Raw genomic sequence first — 20,035 nt, 5'->3', positions numbered from 1 at the left:
GAAGCGTCACTTCATGTTTTTATTCTTAGTATCAATCGGTTGAGATAATCCTTAATAATCCGTTACTTCTTTTCGGTCATGGACATTGCTTTGCTTGCCCTGACGTGCTTTAAGAACGGCTTCAACATCTTCAGGGCTAACCCCTGTTTCAACGAGCATGACTGCTAGGTGATAGAGGACGTCTGCTGTCTCGTTGGCAATTTCTTCTTTATCAGCATTTTTAGCTCCGATCACAACTTCTGTTGCTTCTTCGCCAACCTTTTTAAGAATCTTGTCTAGGCCCTTGTCAAAAAGGTAATTGGTATAAGAGCCTTCTTTGGGATTTTTTTACGATCTAAGGCTTCCTTATAAAGTGTTTCTAACATATCTACTCCTATCTGTCTTGTCTGTCATCATATATATCCGTAAAGAAACATCTGTGTGCTCCTGTATGACAGGCAGCTCCTTCTTGTTCCACAGCGATAAGCAAGGTGTCCTGATCACAATCTGTCTTGATGCTTTTGACATGTTGGAAATGACCAGATGTGGCTCCCTTATGCCAAAGCTCGTTTCTAGAACGGCTCCAGTAATGCATTTGTTTGGTCTCTATGGTCAACTGATAGGACTCCTCATTCATATAGGCCAACATGAGCACCTGTCCCGTCTTGTAGTCTGTCACAATGACTGGCACCAGTCCTCCTTGTTTGTCAAAATCAAGTTTAACCTCTGTCATCATCTCACCTCAATTCCTGCATTTGCCAAGACTTGTTTGGTTTCGCCTATATTTACCTCACCAAAATGAAAGATAGAGGCTGCCAGTGCACCAGTCGCTGTTGTCTTTTCAAAGACCTCTACAATATCCTCAATATTTCCCGCACCACCAGAGGCAATGATCGGAACATCGACGACTTCTGCCACACGATTTAGCATTTCCAAATCAAAACCAGACTTAGTACCGTCCTTGTCCATGCTGGTTAAGAGAATTTCTCCAGCCCCCAAAGCGACGACTTCTTGAGCCCATTGGATGAGGTCCCTACCTGTATCCTTACGGCCTCCCGCCACAAAGACATGCCAGCTCCCATCAGCCATTTTTTTCGCATCAATCGCAGCCACGACACACTGATTGCCAAATTTTTGAGCTGTTGTATCGCTCTCCTTAAAGGTCTTGAAGCTACCATCTGAATAAACAGCAAGATCCTCGTAGTCACTGTTTCGATCAGTATCACGATAGACTTAGCCATTTTTAATCACATAGCCCGACTGATTAGCTCCGTAGTAGTCACCATTGATGGCAAAGATTGCATTGTTTTGCTGGGCATACTTGAAGTAGTCTCGGTGATGTTGGTCCCATAGGTATTTTGTGCCAAAGCCGTTTTAAGGTAATCTGCACTCGAAAGCTTGATATCTGCCACATGGTATGTAGTATCACTGGTTTTACCTGTCGTGATTTTGATATCCATATTGTCATCTTTATAAGTCGTATCCGTCTTAGTGACCTTACCAGTGCTGGTAGATGCCGTCGACGACGCTGTGCTTGAGCTAGTCGTATTGGCTGAAACCGTTGAGACCGCTGAGGGAATGACAAAGACCTTTAAGAGAGAGTAGACATTTGCCCCCATCAGAAAAAGGGTAAAGAGTAAGGCATAGGCATGCCTTTTGAGAAATTTCATAGAAGACCTCCAATTGTGAAAGATAAGATAGAAACCATAAGTTCCTTTTGCTTGACATTAGCATAACAAGCAAATCTTAAAATCTTCTATAATTCCCACAACCACGCCTTTTCTTTAAGTTTTCCTTAAGAAAAAGACAGCTTCAGTTGAAGCTGTCTTCACTATATAATCATATCTTCCGTAATGCCGAATTCTCTCAAGATCTCCTGAATCTTATCAAAGTTCAGACGGAAATGCTCTAATTTATGTCCATCAGACCCAATAGAATACTTGCGACATCCCAAATCCTTAACAAGGCCTAGCGCATAACGATATAGGTCTTCGTGATGATAGAGATACATGCTCTTTGCATTCAGCTCAAAAGCCAAATCATTAGCCATCATTTTCTGGAAAGTACGTTTGAGTTGTTCTTCATAAGCTTTTAGCTCATCAACAGTCACGTCAAACAGTCGAAAACCATAGTCAAAGTGGGCCAAAACATCTGCGTCCACACGGCCAATGGCATACTCCAACTTGTCCAGATATTCTTGAATAATGCTAGCCTTGTCCATATCAGCTACCTCATCATCAAGGTAATCATTAACCCCATTATGGTGAACAGAAAGCAGTTTGAGATCATAGTCCTTACCATCCAAAAAGTCTAAAATATCGCTTTCTCTAGGCTTGTAATAACCAATCTCGATGCCTCGTTTAATACGATTGCCATACTTGAGATTGAGATTTTCAATCTCATGACTATATGCCTCGTACTCTGGCACATCGTCCTGTTTGGTATAAGGATTAGAGAGATCATAATGCTCAGTCGTTACAATCTCGCCATCAAAATGTGTCAAATAATCAGTAAAATCCGCATCCGAATCATAGGAATGATGGGTATGCAAATGGTTATCACGAATAGACATAATTACTCCTTATTTTTTAAAAATCTTCTTACCTGCTTATGGGCTAGCCAGGTCAAACTCACCATCAACCCCTCATAAATAATAAAGAAAATCACAAAACATTGAAGGAAATACTCTTCTGGCAAAACATTAATAATCGGGTCCAACATTGGATTAAAGAGCCAACTGCGATCTCCAGGAAAGAGAGCCTCATGAAAGAGAATGAAGAACTGATCAAATCCTAGGAAAAGTCCCACTACTCCAATAAGGATTGGTAAAACAGCTAGACTCAGATAAAGTCTACGATAGAGACCAAAAGTCCCCTTCTTCACATTTCGCCAAATAAAGCCCACAGCTGGATAGACCAGTAGGACAATAAGGACCTGAACCAGATGAAAGAGCCACTTGACATCATGAAAATGCTTAAGACCACTCTCTGACGACGGAAAATCAGGCATGGCCAGATGATTTACCCAAGGAAAAGTCAGGTACTGCATGAGGACATTGAAATTATGCCAAAGCTCCGTCTTTCCGATAATGACATAGTCCAAAAGACGCATCCAATCAACATCAAAATAATAGAAGCCCCATGCTAGGTAAATCGTAACTAGAATAGACAAGGCTAGGAGCCAAATGGGAGTCAACACTGCTTCAATCTTAGTTCGCATCAAAATCCCACTCCGCTAGACTAGCAAGTACATGGTCTGGTTTTACTGGTAAATCCGCAACCTCTTCCGCCTTGGTGAAGCCAGTTGTCACAAGAAGTGTTGGAAAGTCATTTTTAATGCCAGCTGTAATATCAGTCAAGTAATTATCACCAACCACAATAGTTTGGCTACGTTCTGTTCCAAGGATTTCAAGAGCCTTGTTCATGATAATAGCTTTAGGCTTACCAATAATGATTGGGGGCACACGTGTAGCCGCCTCGATAAGAGCTAAGAGTGAACCAGCACCTGGAAGCAGACCGCGTTCTGTTGGGATATTCAAATCTGGGTTTGTCCCAATAAACATAGCTCCTTTTTGGATAGCAAGTGTTGCCTTTACCAACATTTCATAAGTGACTTCACGGTCCAATCCCACTACCACATAAGCAGGATTTTCCTCATCTACCGTATATCCCGCATCCGCAATAGCAGATTTAAGCCCAGTTTCACCAATAACATAAACTGTCTTACCACGATTCATATCATTCATGTAGTCAACTGTCGCCAGGGTTGCTGTATAAATAGTTTCAAGAGGCGTTTCCAACTCGCACTGATTACGCAAAAGCTCTTGGACCATTTCTGGTGTACGCATACTGTTATTAGTCACAAAAAGATAGGGAATTTGACGCTTCTGCAACTCCTTAACAAAGGCCTCCCCTTCAGGAATACGGTCCTTACCCTTGTAAATGGTTCCATCTAAATCAATCAAATAACCTTTATATGTCATCTTACTTGTCTCCTATTTCTTTCCATTGAATAATGGCTTGGGCATGAACATTACCATCAACACAAATCTGGTGTTGACTGCTTAAACTGTCTTGATCAAACTCATAGCCAGAATAAATTTCTGACCCATGATGAATTTCTTTAACGTACTTGAGGTCAATACGGGCTGGTGTGTACTTGGTCAAAAAATCCAAATCGAAAACATCCAACATCCACTCCAAGTACTTGCTATTATTAACGTGGCCATTCATGTCTAGGTCAAAATAACGCACACGATAAAGCGTCTCAATTGGATTTTCCAAAACCTTGTAGCGAGGACCCCGAAGTAACTTTTTAGTTTTTTCAGCCCCATAAGGTGCTACCACCTCATCTGGCACTTCGGCTACCTTACGCGTTTCATAATCCATAAGGGCAAAAGTAGTCTTAAAGAGCATGATTTGTTGACCAGTTTCATCTGTGATGTAAAAATTACGGTAACAGAAAATCTTATTATAGGAAATAGCTTCCGTTGTAATTGTCACCTTTTCATTGTAGCGAGGCAAACGGTCAATCTCAATCGCATAGTCTGTCACAATCCAAACCAGACCGTATTTATCAAAAACGTCCTTATCCGTATTTCCCAGAGACTCTGACTGCATACCGGATACTTGCAATGAAAAAGCCAGTAAGTGTGGTAATTTTACCTGATGCGTGATATCCGTCTCATAAAACGGAATCTGATAAGGAATACTAAATTTTAATCCCATCTAATCCTCCAAGATAAATTGTTCAGCGACACTATCACCCAAAAAGAGTCCTCGTTTGGTCATACGAACAACTTCTGGATCCTTGACCAAGAGCCCATCTTCCTGTAGTTTTTTTACAATGTCTCCATAAGTATCCGCGAATGACAAGCCAAACTTCTCTTCAAAACGTTTAATAGATACACCTGATTTTTTACGCAAACCAAGGAAGAACTCCTCCTCCATCATCTCCGCCTTAGTCAGATGCTCCTCGTGAAGTCTAGCATGACCATCCTCAGCTATAGCCTTAAGGTAATGCTGGATAGGTCCTCTATTGCGATAACGAACACCATTGACATAACCAGAGGCTCCAGCACCCACACCATAATACTCATCATTATTCCAGTACATGAGATTGTGACGACTCTCCATCCCAGGTTTGGTAAAGTTGGAAATCTCATAATGCTCAAAACCATTTTTTTCCAACTCTTGGATAATATAGTCAAACATCTCTGCTTCCAAGTCCTCAGTTGGTAGATTAAGCTTACCTCGACGCATCTTATTCATAAAGACCGTGTGATGTTCCAATATCAAGCTATAGAGACTTAGGTGTGGAATATCCAGTTCCAGTGCCTTTCTCACATTTTCCTTGACCTGATCCATGGTTTGACCAGGCAGAGCATAAATGAGGTCAATGGAAATATTATGGAAACCAGCAGACTTTAAGCTATCAATGCTTTCATAAATCTGTGCTTGATTATGACTGCGACCAATTTGACGCAAGTGCTTGTCATCAAAAGTCTGAACCCCTAAAGAAACGCGATTAACAGCAGATTTTTTGAGCACTTCAATCTTATCAACCGTCAAATCCCCGGGATTAGCCTCAATAGTAAACTCCTCCAGCTTAGACAGATCCAAGTTCTTCTGAAGATTGCTCAAAAGGTAATCCAATTGCTCTGCAGAAATAGCCGTTGGGGTCCCCCCACCAATATAAAGGGTACGAAGCTCCTTGATATTTAAAAGCTCCCACTCACGAATCAAAGCACTCAGGTAGTCATCAACGGGCTGATTTTTAATGAAGACCTTAGAAAAGTCACAATAATAACAAATTTGAGTGCAAAATGGAATGTGCACATAGGCTGACGTTGGTTTTGTTTGCATGTAACTATTCTACCATTTTTTAAGCAGAAATGAGACTTCGAATGATAAGAGTTTGAGCCCAAAAAAGAAGCCATCTCTCCAGATAGCTTCTTTACTTTATTTTGTTAATGAGAATGGGAAAGCATTGTAGTTGCTATAATCAAAGGTTGGTCCCAAATCAGAGATAAATTGAACTGGCGTATAAGTTCCATTTTTAAGAATAAAGCCAGGCTTAGCTTGGAAACCAGCTCCCCCTAGGCCTGTAATACCTGGAAGCAAGGTAGAAAAATCGCCACCCTCCCAAACATAGAGATTTCCAGAAATTTGAACAGCTTTTGCAGTTGTAGAGCTTTGACGATAGGGTTCGTAATCAACATTGAAATTTGCCTTTGAAGTGATGTTTCCTTCGGCATCAACTGTAAAACTAATGTCTGTTGCTTGAGGACTCGTACCTGTCCAAGTTCCAACCAAACCTGCTGGGACAGGAGCGTCACTTTGAGTATCAGTTGTTGCTTGACTAGACTTGTTTGACTCAGATGCAGCACTGCTACTTGTTCCTCCTTGAGCATCATTTCCAGCTGTAACTTGATTTTTTGAAGAGCTTGCTTCAGGAGCGCTCGCTTCTTTTTGGCCTTGAAAATCCTTTGAAGCTTCTGTCTTGGCCTTTTTAGCAGACTGCTTCTCAGATGTTTGTGTTTTAGCAGATGACTTCACTACTTTAGAAGTTGAAGTTGTCGATGATGCTGCAGTGTCTTTTTCTGACTTAGAGCCACATCCACCAAGAGCTATAGAAACAGCTACAGACAACAAAACAAGTGAGCAAACACGAATAACTTTTCTTTTCATTTTCATAAACCTCTTTTCTATATGTCTATTATATCTATTTTGTTACAAAAATCAAGTATTTTGTGTAATTTTTGTAACATTTATGTAATTAATTGTATCGCTGTCATAAGTTAATATATTCTTTTAACCAAAAAAGTCTATCACTCCCACAGGAATGATAGACTCTTGACTATTATTTAAGTACTCCTTATCTTATCTGATATTAGCGAGTACCTTCTCTTTCAAGATAACCTGAATAGGAATGATAGTAGCCATCTTCCAAGACAATAATGCGCTTACCACCATTCACAACTAGAAAATAGTATAAACCTTTCTCGTCATGGTAGATATCGTTAACACTCTTAGCTTGGTAACGATGTGACTTAAGAGACTTCTGTATTCTAGCAAACTCTTTTTGCACCTTACCATTATCTCCTCTGCCTGATTTATCCATCAGATATTCATTTAAAAGTTTAGCTATTAATATATCTATATCATCAGAATCTGTAGTCATAACACCATTTTCAGAGATAGTCGTTTCCCCTTCTGATTCATCTTCATAATTAAATGTCTTCCATTTTCCAACAAAAACTTTGGGAACCCCTGCCTTATGAAAAAGATAGCTCTTTTTTAAATCTTTGTTTTTTGATCCGTAGTGGGCTAGTTCTGATGAGCTTAAACCTAGAACAAAGTTTGTCCCAACTTTCTGAATCAGATTATAGTAGCCAGAATCTTCCGTCGTTACCAGTATGACCTCTTTTGTTTATAATTGATATTTCTTGTCAAAATCAGCAATAATTTTTAGTTTTGAATCACTGAGTTTCTCTAAGTTTGCTTCAAACTTCTGTCCAGCTTTCTTACCAGTAGAGATTTCTTTGATTTCTTCTTCCGTATAGCCTGCAACGAGTTTTGACTTCTTCCCATTTAAATCATAAACAAGCCCATCATTATTACCATTTACCCACAAACCACCTAAGTTTGTTCCTTTAGAAGAAAACAAAAAGAATCCAAGACTTTTTGCTACGACAAGAAATAAAGCAATGGTAAAACCTATAAAAGTCTTCTTACCAAACTTTTTCTGTTTAACAAAGACAAGCTGCTGTGCAGAGGAGTAATTGACCAGTCATCTGATTTAGTAAAAATATGGCTTCTTCAGTCCCAGATTTACTATTGCTAGAAAAAGTAGCTTGCTTTTCTTCCATGACAAATTCACCATTTAAAAGGGCCTGCTGACACTCTTGAATAGTGGACTTACGATTATTAATCGCTTCAAAATATTCAATCCATTCTTTTCTATGCATCATCTCTCCTCACAATTCTTAATAGAAAAATCTATCACTAGCTTATAAGTGATAGATTTTCCAATTATTTAAGCACTTCTTGTGTCTTAGCGTAGTTAGCTTCAACAGCTTCTTTTTCGGCTTTCCACCAGTCTTGGTGATCTGTGTACCACTTGATCGTTTCTTCCAAACCTGATTCAAAGTTTGTGAATTGTGGTTCCCAACCAAGTTCTTCACGCAATTTTGTTGAGTCAATAGCGTAACGTAAATCATGACCAGCACGATCTGTGACACGGTCGTAAGCATCTTTTGGTTGACCCATTTTTTCAAGGATGAGTTCAAGAACTTCCTTGTTATTCTTTTCACCATCAGCACCAATCAAGTAAGTTTCACCGATACGGCCCTTAGTAAGGATGGCCCAAACACCAGTTGAGTGGTCATTAGTGTGAATCCAGTCACGAACGTTTTTACCTTCACCATACAGTTTGGGTTTAATCCCTGACAAGATATTGGTGATTTGACGTGGGATGAATTTTTCGATGTGTTGGTATGGTCCATAGTTGTTTGAGCAGTTTGAAATAGTTGCCTTAACACCAAATGAACGCACCCATGCTTTAACGATAAGGTCTGAAGCAGCCTTAGTTGATGAGTATGGTGATGATGGGTTGTATTTTGTTTCTGCTGTGAATTTTTCACCAGGACCTTCACCATGTCCAGGGAGATCTTCGCGCAATGGAAGGTCACCATAAACTTCGTCTGTTGACACGTGGTGGAAACGAATATCGTATTTACGAGCAGCTTCCAAGAGTGTGTAAGTACCAATAAAGTTTGTGTAGATAAATGGTGATGGGTCGTTCAATGAATTATCATTGTGGCTTTCAGCTGCATAGTGAACGATGGCATCAGCCTTAGCAGCCAATTTATCAACCAATTCAGCATCAGCAATATCACCAACAACCAATTCAACACGATCACCAAGGATTTCTTCAATGTTGGCACGGTTACCAGCGTAAGTGAGTTTGTCAAGGACAGTCACATGTACGTCTGGATGGTTGTTGTAGACATAGTGTACGAAGTTTGAACCGATGAAACCTGCGCCACCAGTTACGATGATATTTTTATATTCAGTCATTTTTTCTCCAAAAAATATTGTTTTTTCTTATTCGTTCCTTTCGCTAGTGAGGGACGCCAGCAACCCTTCGATTTCATGGCTAAATCCGAAGCCGAAGTCTCTGAATTTCCCTACAAGATTCCTTGAGGAAATCTTGTTTTCACTAGGGTAGGAACGATCTTATAATGCTCCTTGCAGTCGAGGTACTGCTGTGCAAAGCTCGTTTTTACAAATCTTCTGCTTTTAGTGGTTTGACGTCTTTGAGCAATGGGTGATTTTTATCTGCTTCTGAGACTTCTGCTTCTTCCAAGTTTTCCCACTTGATATCAAGGCTTGGGTCTGCGTAGTTGACAAAGGCGTATTTTGGTTTGAGTTCAAGTGCCCAGTAGTCGTTCACAAGATAGCTGTATGCAACCTTATCAGACAAAACTTGGAAACCATTGGCAACACCGCGAGGAACGAAGATTCCTTTTGAAGCATCAATAACTGTTTGGTAAGTATTCCCAAAAGTTTCGCCTTCACGAAGGTCAACCCATGTTCCAAGAACCTTTCCTTCATCTGCTACTGAGATGTATTTATCCCAAGGCTCGGCGTGCAAGCCACGCAAAACATTTTTACGTGAGAAAGAAACGTTATTTTGCAATTTTCCTTCTGCAAAAAATGATTCTGGAAAACCGAGTGGCAACATTTTTTCTTTTTGGAAGTTTTCCTTAAACCAACCACGGTTATCTCCATGAACAGGAATATCAAATTCAAGCAGACCTGGGATAGCTTCAATCTTACGTGCAGCTAGTTCTTTTCCAAAAAATTGTTCAGTCATTATGCTTCTCCAATCAAACGGAGCAAATATTGTCCGTATTCATTCTTTTTAAGCGGTTGTGCCAATTCGAGGACCTGTTCCTTAGTGATGTAACCCATACGATAGGCAATTTCCTCAAGGTTAGCCACTTGGACATTTTGCAACCGTTGAACAGTTTCAATGTACTGAGCAGCTTGCAAGAGACTTTCGTGAGTGCCTGTATCCAACCAAGCAAAGCCACGTCCCATAAGTTCAACAGAGAGGTCACCACGATCTAAGTAAGCCTTGTTAACATCAGTAATTTCAAGTTCTCCACGAGGGCTTGGTTTGATATTTTTAGCAATTTCCACGACATCATTGTCATAGAAATAAAGGCCTGTTACAGCAAAATTTGATTTTGGATGTTCTGGTTTTTCCTCGATTGAGATGGCATTCATATTGTCGTCAAACTCAACCACACCAAAACGTTCTGGGTCCTTAACTTGGTAGCCAAAGACTGTGGCTCCTTTTTCCTTAGCTTCAGCACGTTGAAGCATGGCAGAAAGACCATTGCCATGGAAAATGTTGTCCCCTAGCACAAGAGCAACACTATCATCACCGATGAAGTCTTCACCAATGATAAAGGCTTGAGCCAAGCCATCTGGACTTGGTTGTACAGCGTAGGAAAGGGAAATACCAAACTCTGAACCATCGCCAAGGAGCTCTTCAAAACGTGGAAGGTCCTGTGGTGTTGAGATAATGAGGATTTCCTTAATACCAGCCAACATAAGCGTTGAGAGTGGGTAGTAAATCATTGGTTTATCGTAAATCGGCATCAGTTGTTTTGATGCAGCACGTGTCAGTGGATACAAACGTGTCCCTGAACCGCCTGCAAGAATAATACCTTTCATAAGAAGGCTCCTTTTTTCTCTAATATATTACCTATATTTTAGCATTTTTCAGCCCTCTTGTCACGGTAAACCCTATGTTCTTAAGCTTTCATTAAGAAAATCACAAGTGTCCATTTTCTTAATCAAATGGAATAAGAATTTCGAATGAAATCCTTTTCTTGCACTATTACTCTTGGGAATAGTGATTTTCATCCTTTTCTTAAATTTTAATATGTTGAGGGGCTTTACAACTATTGCTCTTTCTTCCTAACGTACTGAGTCACTGGATAATCTGCACTGTCCAAGCTACCAGAGCGATTCATGGCCAAATCAACTAGATTTTTTCCAATAAGTGGACCAGTTGTAAGCCCTGAGGAACCTAGACCTGAAGCAACGAAGACGTTTTTAAGCTCTGGAACTTCTCCAAAGAAAGGCGAAAAGTCACTGGTATATGCTCTAGTTCCCACACGTTCAGAGAAGGACTTAGCAGTACTTAAGTCAGGGAAATAGGTCTTAGCCTCCTCCTCCAAACCTTCTAGAATAGCTTCATCAACCGTTAAATCAAAGCCTTTGTCATTTTCGTGACTGGCCCCTACCGAAATCTTTCCACCAGCAAAGGGAATGACATCTAATTCACCCTCTGGCATCAGAACTGGTAATTTACCAGTATCTAACCCATCAAAGAAATAATCTCGTAATTGACCCTTTTGGGGGCGAACATCCACCTCAAAACCAAGGGGTTCAAGCGTTTGACCTAGCCAGGCACCACAAGCGAGAATGACCTTGTCAAAAGTTTGACAATTAATCTCATAAGACCCATTATCAAGAGAAGAGAGTGTAACTGGCCCCTCTACCTTTTCAAAACCAGAGGCATTAATCAAAGTTGCTGTCAATTCTGCCCCTTCGACTCTGGCTCCTCCTGAGGCATAGAGATAACGGTCAAATCCAGTAAATTCAGGGAGGTTGTCAGCATTTTTTATAGAGAGTTCACCAATAATAGGTGACTCTTCTAGCCTAGTCTCAGCATGCTGATACAAACCGTCCAACTTACTATCGTCTTTCTTGAGAAGGGCTACACCAGACTGATCATAGAAGCTCGTGTCGTAACCATCATTTTCAAGATTTGAAGTTAACTCTTGGTAAAAATCAGCTCCCAAACGAGCCATACGATACCAGGCCTTATTTCGGCGTTTAGAAAACCAGGGACTGATAATCCCTGCTGCTGCCTTGGTTGCTTGTCCAAGACCATGGTCAAAAACGGTAACCTCTACATCTTTTTCTTTTGATAAGTAATAGGCAGCCGTTGAACCGACGATACCTGCGCCAACAATTGCAATTTTCATTTTTTACTCCATCTATTTGAAAAAAGCTGAGACCTATACATATAGGCACAGCTCATCATTAATCATTTATCCCAAGGCCACATCCATAACCATCATGACTACAAAGCCAACCATAAGCCCCAAGGTTGCCACATCAGTATTACCATTGGTCTGTGATTCAGGAATCAATTCCTCTGTTACCACAAAAATCATGGCACCTGCTGTAAAGCCCATCATGATGTCTAGCAATTTACGGCTAATATTCTTGAAGAAGAAAACTATGGCTGAGCCAACAATAGTACATCCCCAGGTAAAGAGACCCGCAAGAAAAGCCAAGAAAACAACATTTTGATGTAACAGCCAAGTCATAAACACATTCTCCTACAAATGATCAAAAGGATTGGTTGATGACTGAGTTTCAAGTATCGTCACATTCCAATTATGCTCACGTTTCCAGGCTTCAAATTTCTCAGCAATCTTTGCGATAAAGAGGGCTTCGATATGATGCCCAGGATCAATAGCCAAGAGACCATTAGTAATCATTTCCTGACCTGTATGGTAATAAACATCACCCGTGATAAAGACCTGTGCTCCCTTTTTCAAAGCATCCTTGTAAAATCCTTGACCGCTACCACCACAAATAGCCACACGGCTAACAAGAGGATTATCATGGTCATAACGAACCAATCGAACACTGTCCAAGCCAAAAACTGCTTTTACTTTAAGAGCAAGTTCTTCAATGGTCTGTGGCACGATATCACCCACTCGACCAATTCCATGATTTTCAGAAGTCTGTGTTAAATAAGTGGTGTCTTTAATGTCAAGTAACTCGCAGAACCAATCATTAAGGCCATCATCAACTACATCAATATTGGTATGGCTGACATAAACAACAATTTCGTGCTTAACCAAGTCAAGTAAAATATCACGATCCGGTGAAGACACCAAGTCCTTAATCGGACGGAAGATAGGGGCATGTTTAGCAATGATGAGGTCCACACCTTTTTCAATGGCTTCAGATACTGTATTTTCACGAACATCCAAGGTAACCATAACCTTCTGAATCTCCTTATCCAAACTACCAATCTGCAAGCCAACCACATCACCTTCCATAGAAAACTCCTGTGGACAGAATTCTTCATAAGTCTTAATAAGTTCACTAGCTAACATGATTCAAAACCTCCTTAATGGTTTGAATTTTATCTTCAATAGCTGTACGATCAGCCTGATTGGCCAGTGGAATGAATCCTAAAGCAATCTCTAATTTATTGATTTCGCGTTGCCATTTGAGCTGGAAAACCTGAGATTGGTCTTTCATGAGATGAGGACCAAAACGTACTTCCTTGTCCGAAAGGCTCATGTGTCCAGCTTCTGCCACCATGATTTCGTAATATTTGCCATTTTCAGTCATGATAGACTCTGCAATAATCTCAAAACCATTTTCCATCAACCAGATACGGAGATCATCTTCACGATTATTTGGTTGTAAAATCAGACGGTCTACGCCCTTAAGTTTGTCCTTTCCAGCATCAAGGATGTCCGCAATAAGACGCCCCCCATACCACAAATCGTTATAGTGGTTACATCGTCAGCAGGCTCAAAGGCAGCCAAGCCATTAGCCAAGCGCACCTCGATTTTATCATTGAAATCATAAGCTGAGACATTTGCTAGAGCTGATTCATAAGGGCCCTTTACCACTTCACCAGCAATAGCTGAAGTAATCAGGCCTTTTTCAACTAAATAAATCGGAAGATAGGCATGATCACTGCCTACATCCAAGAGTTTTGCGCCTTTGGGAACATAGATTGCTACATCCTTAAGGCGTTGAGATAATTGTACGTACATATTTCATCTTTCTATTTTTTAAGTCTCTTTAATTATATCAAAAAAGGAGGTTGGTAAGAAATGCTTTTAACACATTTCCTAACAACTTCCTTTTTATTTATACCTTTTCGCCCGTAAAGACAAAGAATTTAGAAATAATATAATTCAACACAATGATAAGGACCTGAGCAAATACACTCTCTATACCATTTACCCATGCCTGACTATGACCAACAAATTGACCAATAATTTCTGGATAGGTATCGACCAAGAAGAAGGCTAATGCCAAATCCAAGACCAAGGTCAAAAGGCGGGCTCCTACGAACTTAACAAAGCGCGTGGCCATACCGGTCGTTTCCTGATTAAAGACAAAGATGTCATTTGTAAAAAAGGCAAAGATAATGGCAATCGCATTGGCCAAGACAGCCGATAGGGTCCCTTGTTGGGTCAACTGAAAAATAAAGGTACGACTAACCATGTAAACCAAAGTTGCCAAAACCCCAAAGAAGAAATATTTGAATACTTCAGTAGCCATGAAGGCTCTGAGTTTAGCTATCATACTCAGTCCAATCCAATTTCTGCACGAACAACATCAGCAATCGTATCAACATAATAGTTCACTTCATCATCTGTTGGTGCTTCTGCCATAACACGAAGGAGAGGTTCTGTACCACTTGGACGAACCAAGATACGGCCATTTCCAGCCATCTCAGCTTCCATTTTTTCAATGATAGCGGCAATTGCAGGAACTTCCATAGCTTTATCTTTCAGGCTATTTTCCACACGGATATTAACCAATTTTTGAGGATAAATGGTCACTTCTGCTGCCAATTCAGACAAGCTCTTACCTGTTTCAACCATGACTTTAGTCAATTGGATAGCTGTCAATTGACCATCACCAGTTGTGTTGTAATCCATGATAATAACGTGACCAGATTGTTCGCCACCAAGGTTATAACCGTTTTTACGCATTTCTTCGACAACGTATCGGTCACCAACAGCAGTGACAGCCTTGTTAATACCCTCACGATCGAGAGCCTTGTGGAAACCAAGGTTCGACATAACTGTTGTAACAATGGTGTTTTTAGCTAACTCACCTTTTTGGGACAAGTATTTACCAATGATATACATCACCTTGTCACCATCGACAATATCACCATTTTCATCAACGGCAATGAGACGGTCACTGTCACCATCAAAGGCAAGACCGATTGCTGAACCAGTTTCTCTAACTAAGGCCTGCAATTGCTCTGGATGTGTAGAACCTACACCGGCATTGATGTTAAGGCCATCAGGTTGATCACCAATAACAGCGATTTCTGCATTCAAGTCAAGGAAAATGTTACGTGCAGATACCGCAGCCGCACCATTAGCTGCATCCAAGGCAACCTTCATACCACCGAGGTCAAGACCAGTAGCCACCAAGAATTTTTCGTATTTACGAAGACCTTCTGGATAATCCACAAGTGTTCCAAGTCCCTCCGCTGAAGGGCGTGGAAGCGTATCTTCTGCAGCATCTAGAAGAGCTTCAATTTCTGCTTCACGTGCATCATCTAATTTAAAGCCATCTCCACCAAAGAACTTGATCCCATTATCAAGAGCTGGATTGTGACTAGCTGAAATCATTACACCAGCACTAGCATTTTCGGTACGTACCAAGTATGATACACCTGGTGTCGCAAGCACTCCAAGTTTGTAGACTTCAATACCCACTGAGAGCAAACCTGCTACTAAGGCAGATTCCAACATCTCACCAGAAATACGTGTATCACGAGCCACAAAAACTTTAGGACGGCCAGTTTCATGTTGACTAAGCACATAACCACCAAAACGACCTAATTTAAAGGCCAATTCAGGCGTAAGCTCAACGTTTGCTTCTCCACGAACACCGTCTGTTCCAAAATATTTACCCATAAATTTACTATTAGTGCTTGTGCACTAAATCCTCCTTAAACTTTGATGCCGTTTAGCAAGAGTCAATCTAGTGAACCCTATCTAGATAATCTAACTGTATAAGATTGCACCAATATTTTCAACCCTTGTTTTAAAATATTATTAATTGGTTACATTTTTATGAGACTAATCCCTCTCAATCCAATCTATTATATCTGAATTTGATAAAAATGTAATTCCCTCACTTTTGTGTGACTTTCAAGTTAACCTTCACAGTACTTGGTTGCACTGTGACACCTTCTGCTGTAAGCTCTAAGGTTTTCGATGTATCCTTAGTTACTTGGCTAATGTCTACAGGGACTGTGATGCTATCGATTTTATCCATCGCTTCTTGACTACCAACAATGGTCACATGACCACGATCAAAACTATAACTGATATTAGACACGTTGCTAGCCTTATCGCCAGTCAACTCTAGCTTAACTGGAACTGATTTACTCAATTTTCTCAAACTAATCTTAGCATGAACCTTAGCTGGGGAAATTGAACTAGCTAGAATCGTTCCACTAGACGAAACTGCTTGAAGAACCAAGTTACCATCATAATCATCAGACAAGTTGTCATCGCCTTCCAAGACTGCTTGAACGTGATCAATTTGATTGATGATATCCTCACTTGACGTCACCTCTACCTTGGTTTCATTCAAGCTAACCTTTTTCACTTCATAGCCATTAGCCAACTTATCCTGTGTGATATTTGCAACTACATCAAATGTCTTACTAGCTTTTTTACCTATGGTTGCTGTCAAGGTAGATGGTGATACTTGGGCAGACATTCCAGCCGGTAAATTCTTAACCTGAATAGGAACACGACTTGTCCCTTGGCCAAGATTTGATAAATCTGCAACCAACTTAAAATGACGTGTATCACTTGTTGCTTCAGTCGTTAAGGCCAATTGTGTCGTCGCTGTCAGATAGACCTCAGCATCATAGGAATAACCACTGATAAAGTACTTATCACTATCATATTTAATATCCACAGGAACCGACTCAACGGTTTGTGTAAAGGTATTAGATGCACTTGAGCTATTGTTTTTATTTTGCGTATTTCCCGACCATGCCGTGAAAAAGAGTACCACAGCAAAGAAGAGAGCAACTAGCATCTGCCATAAACGATCGTTTTTAAAGAAATTTACAAAACGCTTCATTTTTTGCTACCTCCCATCCAACGTTGGAAGAATGACTGACTTGGTTCTTGTTCTTTCAACAAGATAAGACTCAACTCTTGTTCAAATTCTTGAACAGAGAGATCATGGATGAAATTTCCCTTGTACGCAATTGAAATCGCACCAGTTTCCTCAGACACAATAAAGGTCAGTGCATCTGTCTGTTCTGAAAGACCAATAGCAGCCCTATGTCTAGTCCCAAACTCTTTGGAAATCTTATTAGATTCCGTCAATGGCAGATAAGAACAAGCCGTCGCAACCTTGTTATCTCTGATGATAACTGCCCCATCATGAAGAGGTGTATTTGGAATGAAAATATTAATTAACAGTTCCCCAGTCACCACCGCATCAAGTGGAATCCCAGTCGCAATTTGCTCTTGTAAGGTCTGAGTCTGTTCAATAGAAACCAAGGCCCCAATCTTACGAGGACTCATGTACTTAACAGCTTTAACGTAGGCTTGAACCAACTTCTCGTCTGAGCTAACCTCTTTATTTTGCAGAAAATGCTGAGGCGTACGTCCAAAGGTTTCAAGAGCAGAACGAAGCTCTGGCGCAAAGATCACAACCGCCGCAATAGCTCCATAGTTGATAACTTGATTCATCAAATAAGAAATCGTCGTGAAGCCTATAAAATCAGAAATCAGTTTGACTAAAATAAATAAGACAACCCCTTGAACAAGGGTCATAATTTTTGTCCCTCGTAGGGCCCTAATAAAGCGATAAATTAAAAAAGCAACAATCAATATGTCCAAACTATTGACGATAACTTTCAGCGGACTATCAAAGAGTGACCGCCAAAAATCAATATCAATGGACGAAAGTATTCCCATACATATCACACTTTCTTTTAATTTTTAAACAGTTTCTATTATACCACGAATTCTAACTATTTTGAGACTACAATCACTACTTTTTGTGATAAAATAAATTCATGACTATGAAAACTACCATGGGAGTTCTGGCGGGTAAAGCTAGCCATCTCGTCCTTTCAAAATTGGGACGTGGTTCAACCCTGCCTGGAAAAATTGCCCTTAAATTTGACAAAGATATTTTAGACACTTTAGCTAAGGACTACGAAATTGTCGTTGTCACTGGAACCAACGGTAAGACTCTGACAACCGCTTTGACAGTCGGTATTCTAAAAGAAGCTTTCGGTGAAATTGTAACTAACCCTAGTGGGGCTAACATGATCACAGGGATCACTTCTACCTTCCTAACAGCTAAAAAAGCCAAGTCTGGTAAGAAAATTGCTGTCTTGGAAATTGACGAGGCCAGCCTTCCAAAAATCACTGAATACATCACTCCAAGTCTTTTTGTCTTCACAAATATTTTCCGTGACCAAATGGACCGCTACGGTGAAATCTACACTACCTATCAGATGATTTTAGATGGTGCTGCTAAGGCGCCAGCAGCAACTATTTTGGCTAATGGGGACAGTCCTCTCTTTAATTCTAAAGAGATAGTCAATCCCGTGCGTTTCTACGGTTTTGACACTGAAAAACATGCGCCAGAGCTTGCACACTATAATACTGAAGGAATTGTGTGTCCTAAGTGCGAGAGCATTCTTCAGTATCGCCTTAATACTTACGCTAACTTGGGTGACTATGTGTGCCTTAACTGCGACTTCCACCGTCCAGAATTAGATTATAAGCTAACGCAGCTGACAAAAATCACCAACACCACTTCTGAATTTATCATTGATGGTCAAGATTACAAAATTAACGTTGGGGGGCTCTACAACATCTATAATGCCCTTGCTGCCGTTTCTGTCGCTGAATTCTTCGGCGTTGCGCCAGAGCAAATCAAATCTGGTTTTGAAAAGAGTCGCGCTGTCTTTGGACGCCAAGAAACCTTTAAAATTGGTGATAAATCATGTACTCTCGTACTGATTAAGAATCCAGTTGGAGCTAGCCAAGCTCTTGACATGATTAAACTTGCAGATTATCCATTTAGCTTGTCAGTCCTTCTTAATGCCAATTATGCTGATGGTATTGACACCAGCTGGATCTGGGATGCCAACTTTGAAAGCATTCTCGATATGGATATTCCTGAAATTAATGCTGGTGGTGTCCGTCACTCTGAAATTGCCCGTCGTCTGCGTGTGACTGGCTATCCAGAGGACAAAATTACACAAGCAGAAAAACTCGAAGATATTATGACCCTAATCGAAAAGCAAGACTGCGACCATGCCTATATCCTAGCGACCTATACTGCTATGCTTGAATTCCGTGATATTCTTGCCCAACGTCATGTTGTCGGAAAGGAGATGAACTAATGACTTATACTTCTCTCAAATCTCCAGAAAATCGTGACTACACCTATGACCTAAATGTTGCCCACCTTTACGGTAATCTGCTCAATACCTATGGTGACAATGGTAATGTCCTTATGATAAAATACGTGGGGGAAAAGCTTGGTGCTAAAATGACCTTCGACATCGTTTCTGTTGGAGACTACTTCGACAAGGACTACTACGACATGGTCTTCTTTGGTGGTGGTCAAGACTATGAACAATCTATCGTTGCTAAAGACCTCCCATCAAAACGTGATGCCATTGGTCAATTCATCCAAGATAATAAAGTGCTCCTAGCCATCTGCGGTGGTTTCCAACTTCTTGGACAATATTATGTCCAAGCCAATGGTGTCCGCATTGATGGTATTGGTGTTATGGGTCACTACACCCTTAATCAAGAAAATAACCGTTACATCGGTGACATCAAAATTCATAACGAAGAGTTCAATGAAACCTATTATGGTTTTGAAAATCACCAAGGACGTACCTTTCTTTCTGATGATGAAAAACCACTTGGTAAAGTGGTCTACGGTAATGGTAATAACAAGGAAGATGGTACTGAAGGTGTCCACTATAAAAACGTTTATGGTAGCTACTTCCATGGTCCGATTCTTTCTCGTAATGCTAACCTTGCTTACCGCTTAGTAACAACTGCCCTTCGTAACAAATATGGTCAGGATATTCAATTACCAAGTTATGATGACATCCTCTCAAGCGAGATTGCTGAAGAGTATGCAGATACTAAATCAAAAGCTGAATTCGAGAAATAATT

General features: G+C 40.5%; 22 protein-coding genes and 4 pseudogenes. 2 read left to right on the top strand and 24 right to left on the bottom strand.

From position 1 onward, the window contains the following. Positions 1 to 51: 51 nt before the first annotated feature. The 24 genes and pseudogenes from hisE to cdaA form a co-directional block, all read right to left on the bottom strand. Positions 52 to 365 (bottom strand): annotated as a pseudogene (gene hisE, locus HMPREF9425_RS03870) (phosphoribosyl-ATP diphosphatase). An 8-nt stretch (positions 366 to 373) separates the two neighbouring features. Continuing rightward, positions 374 to 712, bottom strand: a complete 339-nt coding sequence (hisI, locus tag HMPREF9425_RS03865) for a phosphoribosyl-AMP cyclohydrolase (RefSeq protein ID WP_037621427.1) — start codon at positions 710 to 712, stop codon at positions 374 to 376. Further along, positions 712 to 1,116: pseudogene (hisF, locus tag HMPREF9425_RS03860) on the bottom strand (imidazole glycerol phosphate synthase subunit HisF); the annotation flags it as partial. The pseudogene hisF and the gene hisI, both read right to left, overlap by 1 nt. Continuing rightward, positions 1,090 to 1,649, bottom strand: a pseudogene (locus HMPREF9425_RS03855) (phosphodiester glycosidase family protein); the annotation flags it as partial. The pseudogenes HMPREF9425_RS03855 and hisF, both read right to left, overlap by 27 nt. Before the next feature lie 161 nt (positions 1,650 to 1,810). Further along, positions 1,811 to 2,545: a PHP domain-containing protein gene (locus HMPREF9425_RS03850; RefSeq protein WP_037621672.1), complete on the bottom strand. Its 735-nt coding sequence runs from the start codon at positions 2,543 to 2,545 to the stop codon at positions 1,811 to 1,813. 8 nt (positions 2,546 to 2,553) lie between these two features. Next, the gene (locus HMPREF9425_RS03845) at positions 2,554 to 3,198 is read right to left on the bottom strand and encodes a TIGR01906 family membrane protein (protein WP_003096955.1); all 645 of its coding nucleotides are present in this window, start codon (positions 3,196 to 3,198) and stop codon (positions 2,554 to 2,556) included. Further along, positions 3,188 to 3,961, bottom strand: coding sequence for a TIGR01457 family HAD-type hydrolase (locus HMPREF9425_RS03840; protein ID WP_003096954.1), 774 nt, complete (start codon positions 3,959 to 3,961; stop codon positions 3,188 to 3,190). The genes HMPREF9425_RS03845 and HMPREF9425_RS03840 overlap by 11 nt, the downstream gene beginning before the upstream one ends. A gap of 1 nt (position 3,962) precedes the next feature. Then, complete coding sequence (locus HMPREF9425_RS03835; protein ID WP_003092548.1) at positions 3,963 to 4,706, bottom strand: acyl-ACP thioesterase domain-containing protein; 744 nt, start codon at positions 4,704 to 4,706, stop codon at positions 3,963 to 3,965. Continuing rightward, positions 4,707 to 5,843, bottom strand: coding sequence for a radical SAM family heme chaperone HemW (hemW, locus tag HMPREF9425_RS03830; protein ID WP_003096952.1), 1,137 nt, complete (start codon positions 5,841 to 5,843; stop codon positions 4,707 to 4,709). Positions 5,844 to 5,939: 96 nt separating this feature from the next. Further along, on the bottom strand, positions 5,940 to 6,674 hold the full coding sequence (locus HMPREF9425_RS03825) for a hypothetical protein (protein ID WP_003096947.1): 735 nt from the start codon (positions 6,672 to 6,674) through the stop codon (positions 5,940 to 5,942). A 196-nt stretch (positions 6,675 to 6,870) separates the two neighbouring features. After that, the gene (locus tag HMPREF9425_RS10695) at positions 6,871 to 7,161 is read right to left on the bottom strand and encodes a hypothetical protein (RefSeq protein WP_003096944.1); all 291 of its coding nucleotides are present in this window, start codon (positions 7,159 to 7,161) and stop codon (positions 6,871 to 6,873) included. Between the two features lie 249 nt (positions 7,162 to 7,410). Beyond that, the gene (locus HMPREF9425_RS10690; protein ID WP_003096942.1) at positions 7,411 to 7,647 is read right to left on the bottom strand and encodes a hypothetical protein; all 237 of its coding nucleotides are present in this window, start codon (positions 7,645 to 7,647) and stop codon (positions 7,411 to 7,413) included. A gap of 82 nt (positions 7,648 to 7,729) precedes the next feature. Further along, the gene (locus tag HMPREF9425_RS10685) at positions 7,730 to 7,948 is read right to left on the bottom strand and encodes a hypothetical protein (RefSeq protein WP_037621422.1); all 219 of its coding nucleotides are present in this window, start codon (positions 7,946 to 7,948) and stop codon (positions 7,730 to 7,732) included. Between the two features lie 64 nt (positions 7,949 to 8,012). Beyond that, entirely contained in the window at positions 8,013 to 9,059 is a 1,047-nt protein-coding gene (gene rfbB, locus HMPREF9425_RS03805) for a dTDP-glucose 4,6-dehydratase (protein WP_003096936.1), read from the bottom strand. 205 nt (positions 9,060 to 9,264) lie between these two features. Next, the gene (locus HMPREF9425_RS03800) at positions 9,265 to 9,858 is read right to left on the bottom strand and encodes a dTDP-4-dehydrorhamnose 3,5-epimerase family protein (RefSeq protein ID WP_003096935.1); all 594 of its coding nucleotides are present in this window, start codon (positions 9,856 to 9,858) and stop codon (positions 9,265 to 9,267) included. Next, positions 9,858 to 10,727, bottom strand: coding sequence for a glucose-1-phosphate thymidylyltransferase RfbA (gene rfbA, locus HMPREF9425_RS03795; RefSeq protein WP_003092398.1), 870 nt, complete (start codon positions 10,725 to 10,727; stop codon positions 9,858 to 9,860). The genes HMPREF9425_RS03800 and rfbA overlap by 1 nt, the downstream gene beginning before the upstream one ends. Before the next feature lie 230 nt (positions 10,728 to 10,957). Then, on the bottom strand, positions 10,958 to 12,049 hold the full coding sequence (locus tag HMPREF9425_RS03790; RefSeq protein WP_003096932.1) for an NAD(P)/FAD-dependent oxidoreductase: 1,092 nt from the start codon (positions 12,047 to 12,049) through the stop codon (positions 10,958 to 10,960). Positions 12,050 to 12,115: 66 nt separating this feature from the next. Beyond that, positions 12,116 to 12,397 (bottom strand): ZIP family metal transporter, encoded by a 282-nt coding sequence (locus tag HMPREF9425_RS03785; RefSeq protein ID WP_003096930.1) that lies wholly within the window; start codon positions 12,395 to 12,397, stop codon positions 12,116 to 12,118. A 12-nt stretch (positions 12,398 to 12,409) separates the two neighbouring features. Continuing rightward, on the bottom strand, positions 12,410 to 13,198 hold the full coding sequence (locus tag HMPREF9425_RS03780) for a Nif3-like dinuclear metal center hexameric protein (protein ID WP_003096928.1): 789 nt from the start codon (positions 13,196 to 13,198) through the stop codon (positions 12,410 to 12,412). Continuing rightward, positions 13,188 to 13,873: pseudogene (locus tag HMPREF9425_RS03775) on the bottom strand (tRNA (adenine(22)-N(1))-methyltransferase). The gene HMPREF9425_RS03780 and the pseudogene HMPREF9425_RS03775 overlap by 11 nt, the downstream one beginning before the upstream one ends. 97 nt (positions 13,874 to 13,970) lie before the next feature. Further along, positions 13,971 to 14,411, bottom strand: coding sequence for a GtrA family protein (locus HMPREF9425_RS03770; protein WP_003096922.1), 441 nt, complete (start codon positions 14,409 to 14,411; stop codon positions 13,971 to 13,973). A gap of 2 nt (positions 14,412 to 14,413) precedes the next feature. Continuing rightward, positions 14,414 to 15,766 carry a phosphoglucosamine mutase gene (gene glmM / locus HMPREF9425_RS03765; protein ID WP_003092462.1) on the bottom strand — a complete coding sequence of 451 codons (1,353 nt, stop codon included), beginning with the start codon at positions 15,764 to 15,766 and terminating at the stop codon, positions 14,414 to 14,416. A gap of 220 nt (positions 15,767 to 15,986) precedes the next feature. After that, on the bottom strand, positions 15,987 to 16,952 hold the full coding sequence (locus HMPREF9425_RS03760) for a CdaR family protein (protein ID WP_003096921.1): 966 nt from the start codon (positions 16,950 to 16,952) through the stop codon (positions 15,987 to 15,989). Next, positions 16,949 to 17,800, bottom strand: a complete 852-nt coding sequence (cdaA, locus tag HMPREF9425_RS03755; RefSeq protein ID WP_003096919.1) for a diadenylate cyclase CdaA — start codon at positions 17,798 to 17,800, stop codon at positions 16,949 to 16,951. The genes HMPREF9425_RS03760 and cdaA overlap by 4 nt, the downstream gene beginning before the upstream one ends. A gap of 101 nt (positions 17,801 to 17,901) precedes the next feature. Here cdaA and murT point away from each other — a divergent pair, with 101 nt between their 5' ends. Both murT and gatD read left to right on the top strand, forming a co-directional pair. Beyond that, on the top strand, positions 17,902 to 19,245 hold the full coding sequence (gene murT / locus HMPREF9425_RS03750) for a lipid II isoglutaminyl synthase subunit MurT (RefSeq protein WP_003096917.1): 1,344 nt from the start codon (positions 17,902 to 17,904) through the stop codon (positions 19,243 to 19,245). Then, positions 19,245 to 20,033, top strand: coding sequence for a lipid II isoglutaminyl synthase subunit GatD (gatD, locus tag HMPREF9425_RS03745; protein WP_003092813.1), 789 nt, complete (start codon positions 19,245 to 19,247; stop codon positions 20,031 to 20,033). The genes murT and gatD overlap by 1 nt, the downstream gene beginning before the upstream one ends. Positions 20,034 to 20,035: the final 2 nt, after the last annotated feature.

Source organism: Streptococcus vestibularis ATCC 49124, assembly GCF_000188295.1.
Lineage (GTDB): Bacteria > Bacillota > Bacilli > Lactobacillales > Streptococcaceae > Streptococcus > Streptococcus vestibularis.
The sequence above is the reverse complement of the archived record's forward strand: the minus strand, read 5'-3'. Positions and strand labels throughout refer to the sequence as shown.

What these genes read in the sequence shown, in the direction of transcription:
- hisI (WP_037621427.1), bottom strand. Translation starts at nt 712, where the DNA reads ATGACAGAGGTTAAACTTGATTTTGACAAACAAGGAGGACTGGTGCCA.
- HMPREF9425_RS03845 (WP_003096955.1), bottom strand. Translation starts at nt 3,198, where the DNA reads ATGCGAACTAAGATTGAAGCAGTGTTGACTCCCATTTGGCTCCTAGCC.
- HMPREF9425_RS03840 (WP_003096954.1), bottom strand. Translation starts at nt 3,961, where the DNA reads ATGACATATAAAGGTTATTTGATTGATTTAGATGGAACCATTTACAAG.
- HMPREF9425_RS03835 (WP_003092548.1), bottom strand. Translation starts at nt 4,706, where the DNA reads ATGGGATTAAAATTTAGTATTCCTTATCAGATTCCGTTTTATGAGACG.
- hemW (WP_003096952.1), bottom strand. Translation starts at nt 5,843, where the DNA reads ATGCAAACAAAACCAACGTCAGCCTATGTGCACATTCCATTTTGCACT.
- HMPREF9425_RS03825 (WP_003096947.1), bottom strand. Translation starts at nt 6,674, where the DNA reads ATGAAAATGAAAAGAAAAGTTATTCGTGTTTGCTCACTTGTTTTGTTG.
- HMPREF9425_RS10695 (WP_003096944.1), bottom strand. Translation starts at nt 7,161, where the DNA reads ATGACTACAGATTCTGATGATATAGATATATTAATAGCTAAACTTTTA.
- HMPREF9425_RS10685 (WP_037621422.1), bottom strand. Translation starts at nt 7,948, where the DNA reads ATGCATAGAAAAGAATGGATTGAATATTTTGAAGCGATTAATAATCGT.
- rfbB (WP_003096936.1), bottom strand. Translation starts at nt 9,059, where the DNA reads ATGACTGAATATAAAAATATCATCGTAACTGGTGGCGCAGGTTTCATC.
- HMPREF9425_RS03800 (WP_003096935.1), bottom strand. Translation starts at nt 9,858, where the DNA reads ATGACTGAACAATTTTTTGGAAAAGAACTAGCTGCACGTAAGATTGAA.
- rfbA (WP_003092398.1), bottom strand. Translation starts at nt 10,727, where the DNA reads ATGAAAGGTATTATTCTTGCAGGCGGTTCAGGGACACGTTTGTATCCA.
- HMPREF9425_RS03790 (WP_003096932.1), bottom strand. Translation starts at nt 12,049, where the DNA reads ATGAAAATTGCAATTGTTGGCGCAGGTATCGTCGGTTCAACGGCTGCC.
- HMPREF9425_RS03785 (WP_003096930.1), bottom strand. Translation starts at nt 12,397, where the DNA reads ATGACTTGGCTGTTACATCAAAATGTTGTTTTCTTGGCTTTTCTTGCG.
- HMPREF9425_RS03780 (WP_003096928.1), bottom strand. Translation starts at nt 13,198, where the DNA reads ATGTTAGCTAGTGAACTTATTAAGACTTATGAAGAATTCTGTCCACAG.
- HMPREF9425_RS03770 (WP_003096922.1), bottom strand. Translation starts at nt 14,411, where the DNA reads ATGATAGCTAAACTCAGAGCCTTCATGGCTACTGAAGTATTCAAATAT.
- glmM (WP_003092462.1), bottom strand. Translation starts at nt 15,766, where the DNA reads ATGGGTAAATATTTTGGAACAGACGGTGTTCGTGGAGAAGCAAACGTT.
- HMPREF9425_RS03760 (WP_003096921.1), bottom strand. Translation starts at nt 16,952, where the DNA reads ATGAAGCGTTTTGTAAATTTCTTTAAAAACGATCGTTTATGGCAGATG.
- cdaA (WP_003096919.1), bottom strand. Translation starts at nt 17,800, where the DNA reads ATGGGAATACTTTCGTCCATTGATATTGATTTTTGGCGGTCACTCTTT.
- murT (WP_003096917.1), top strand. Translation starts at nt 17,902, where the DNA reads ATGACTATGAAAACTACCATGGGAGTTCTGGCGGGTAAAGCTAGCCAT.
- gatD (WP_003092813.1), top strand. Translation starts at nt 19,245, where the DNA reads ATGACTTATACTTCTCTCAAATCTCCAGAAAATCGTGACTACACCTAT.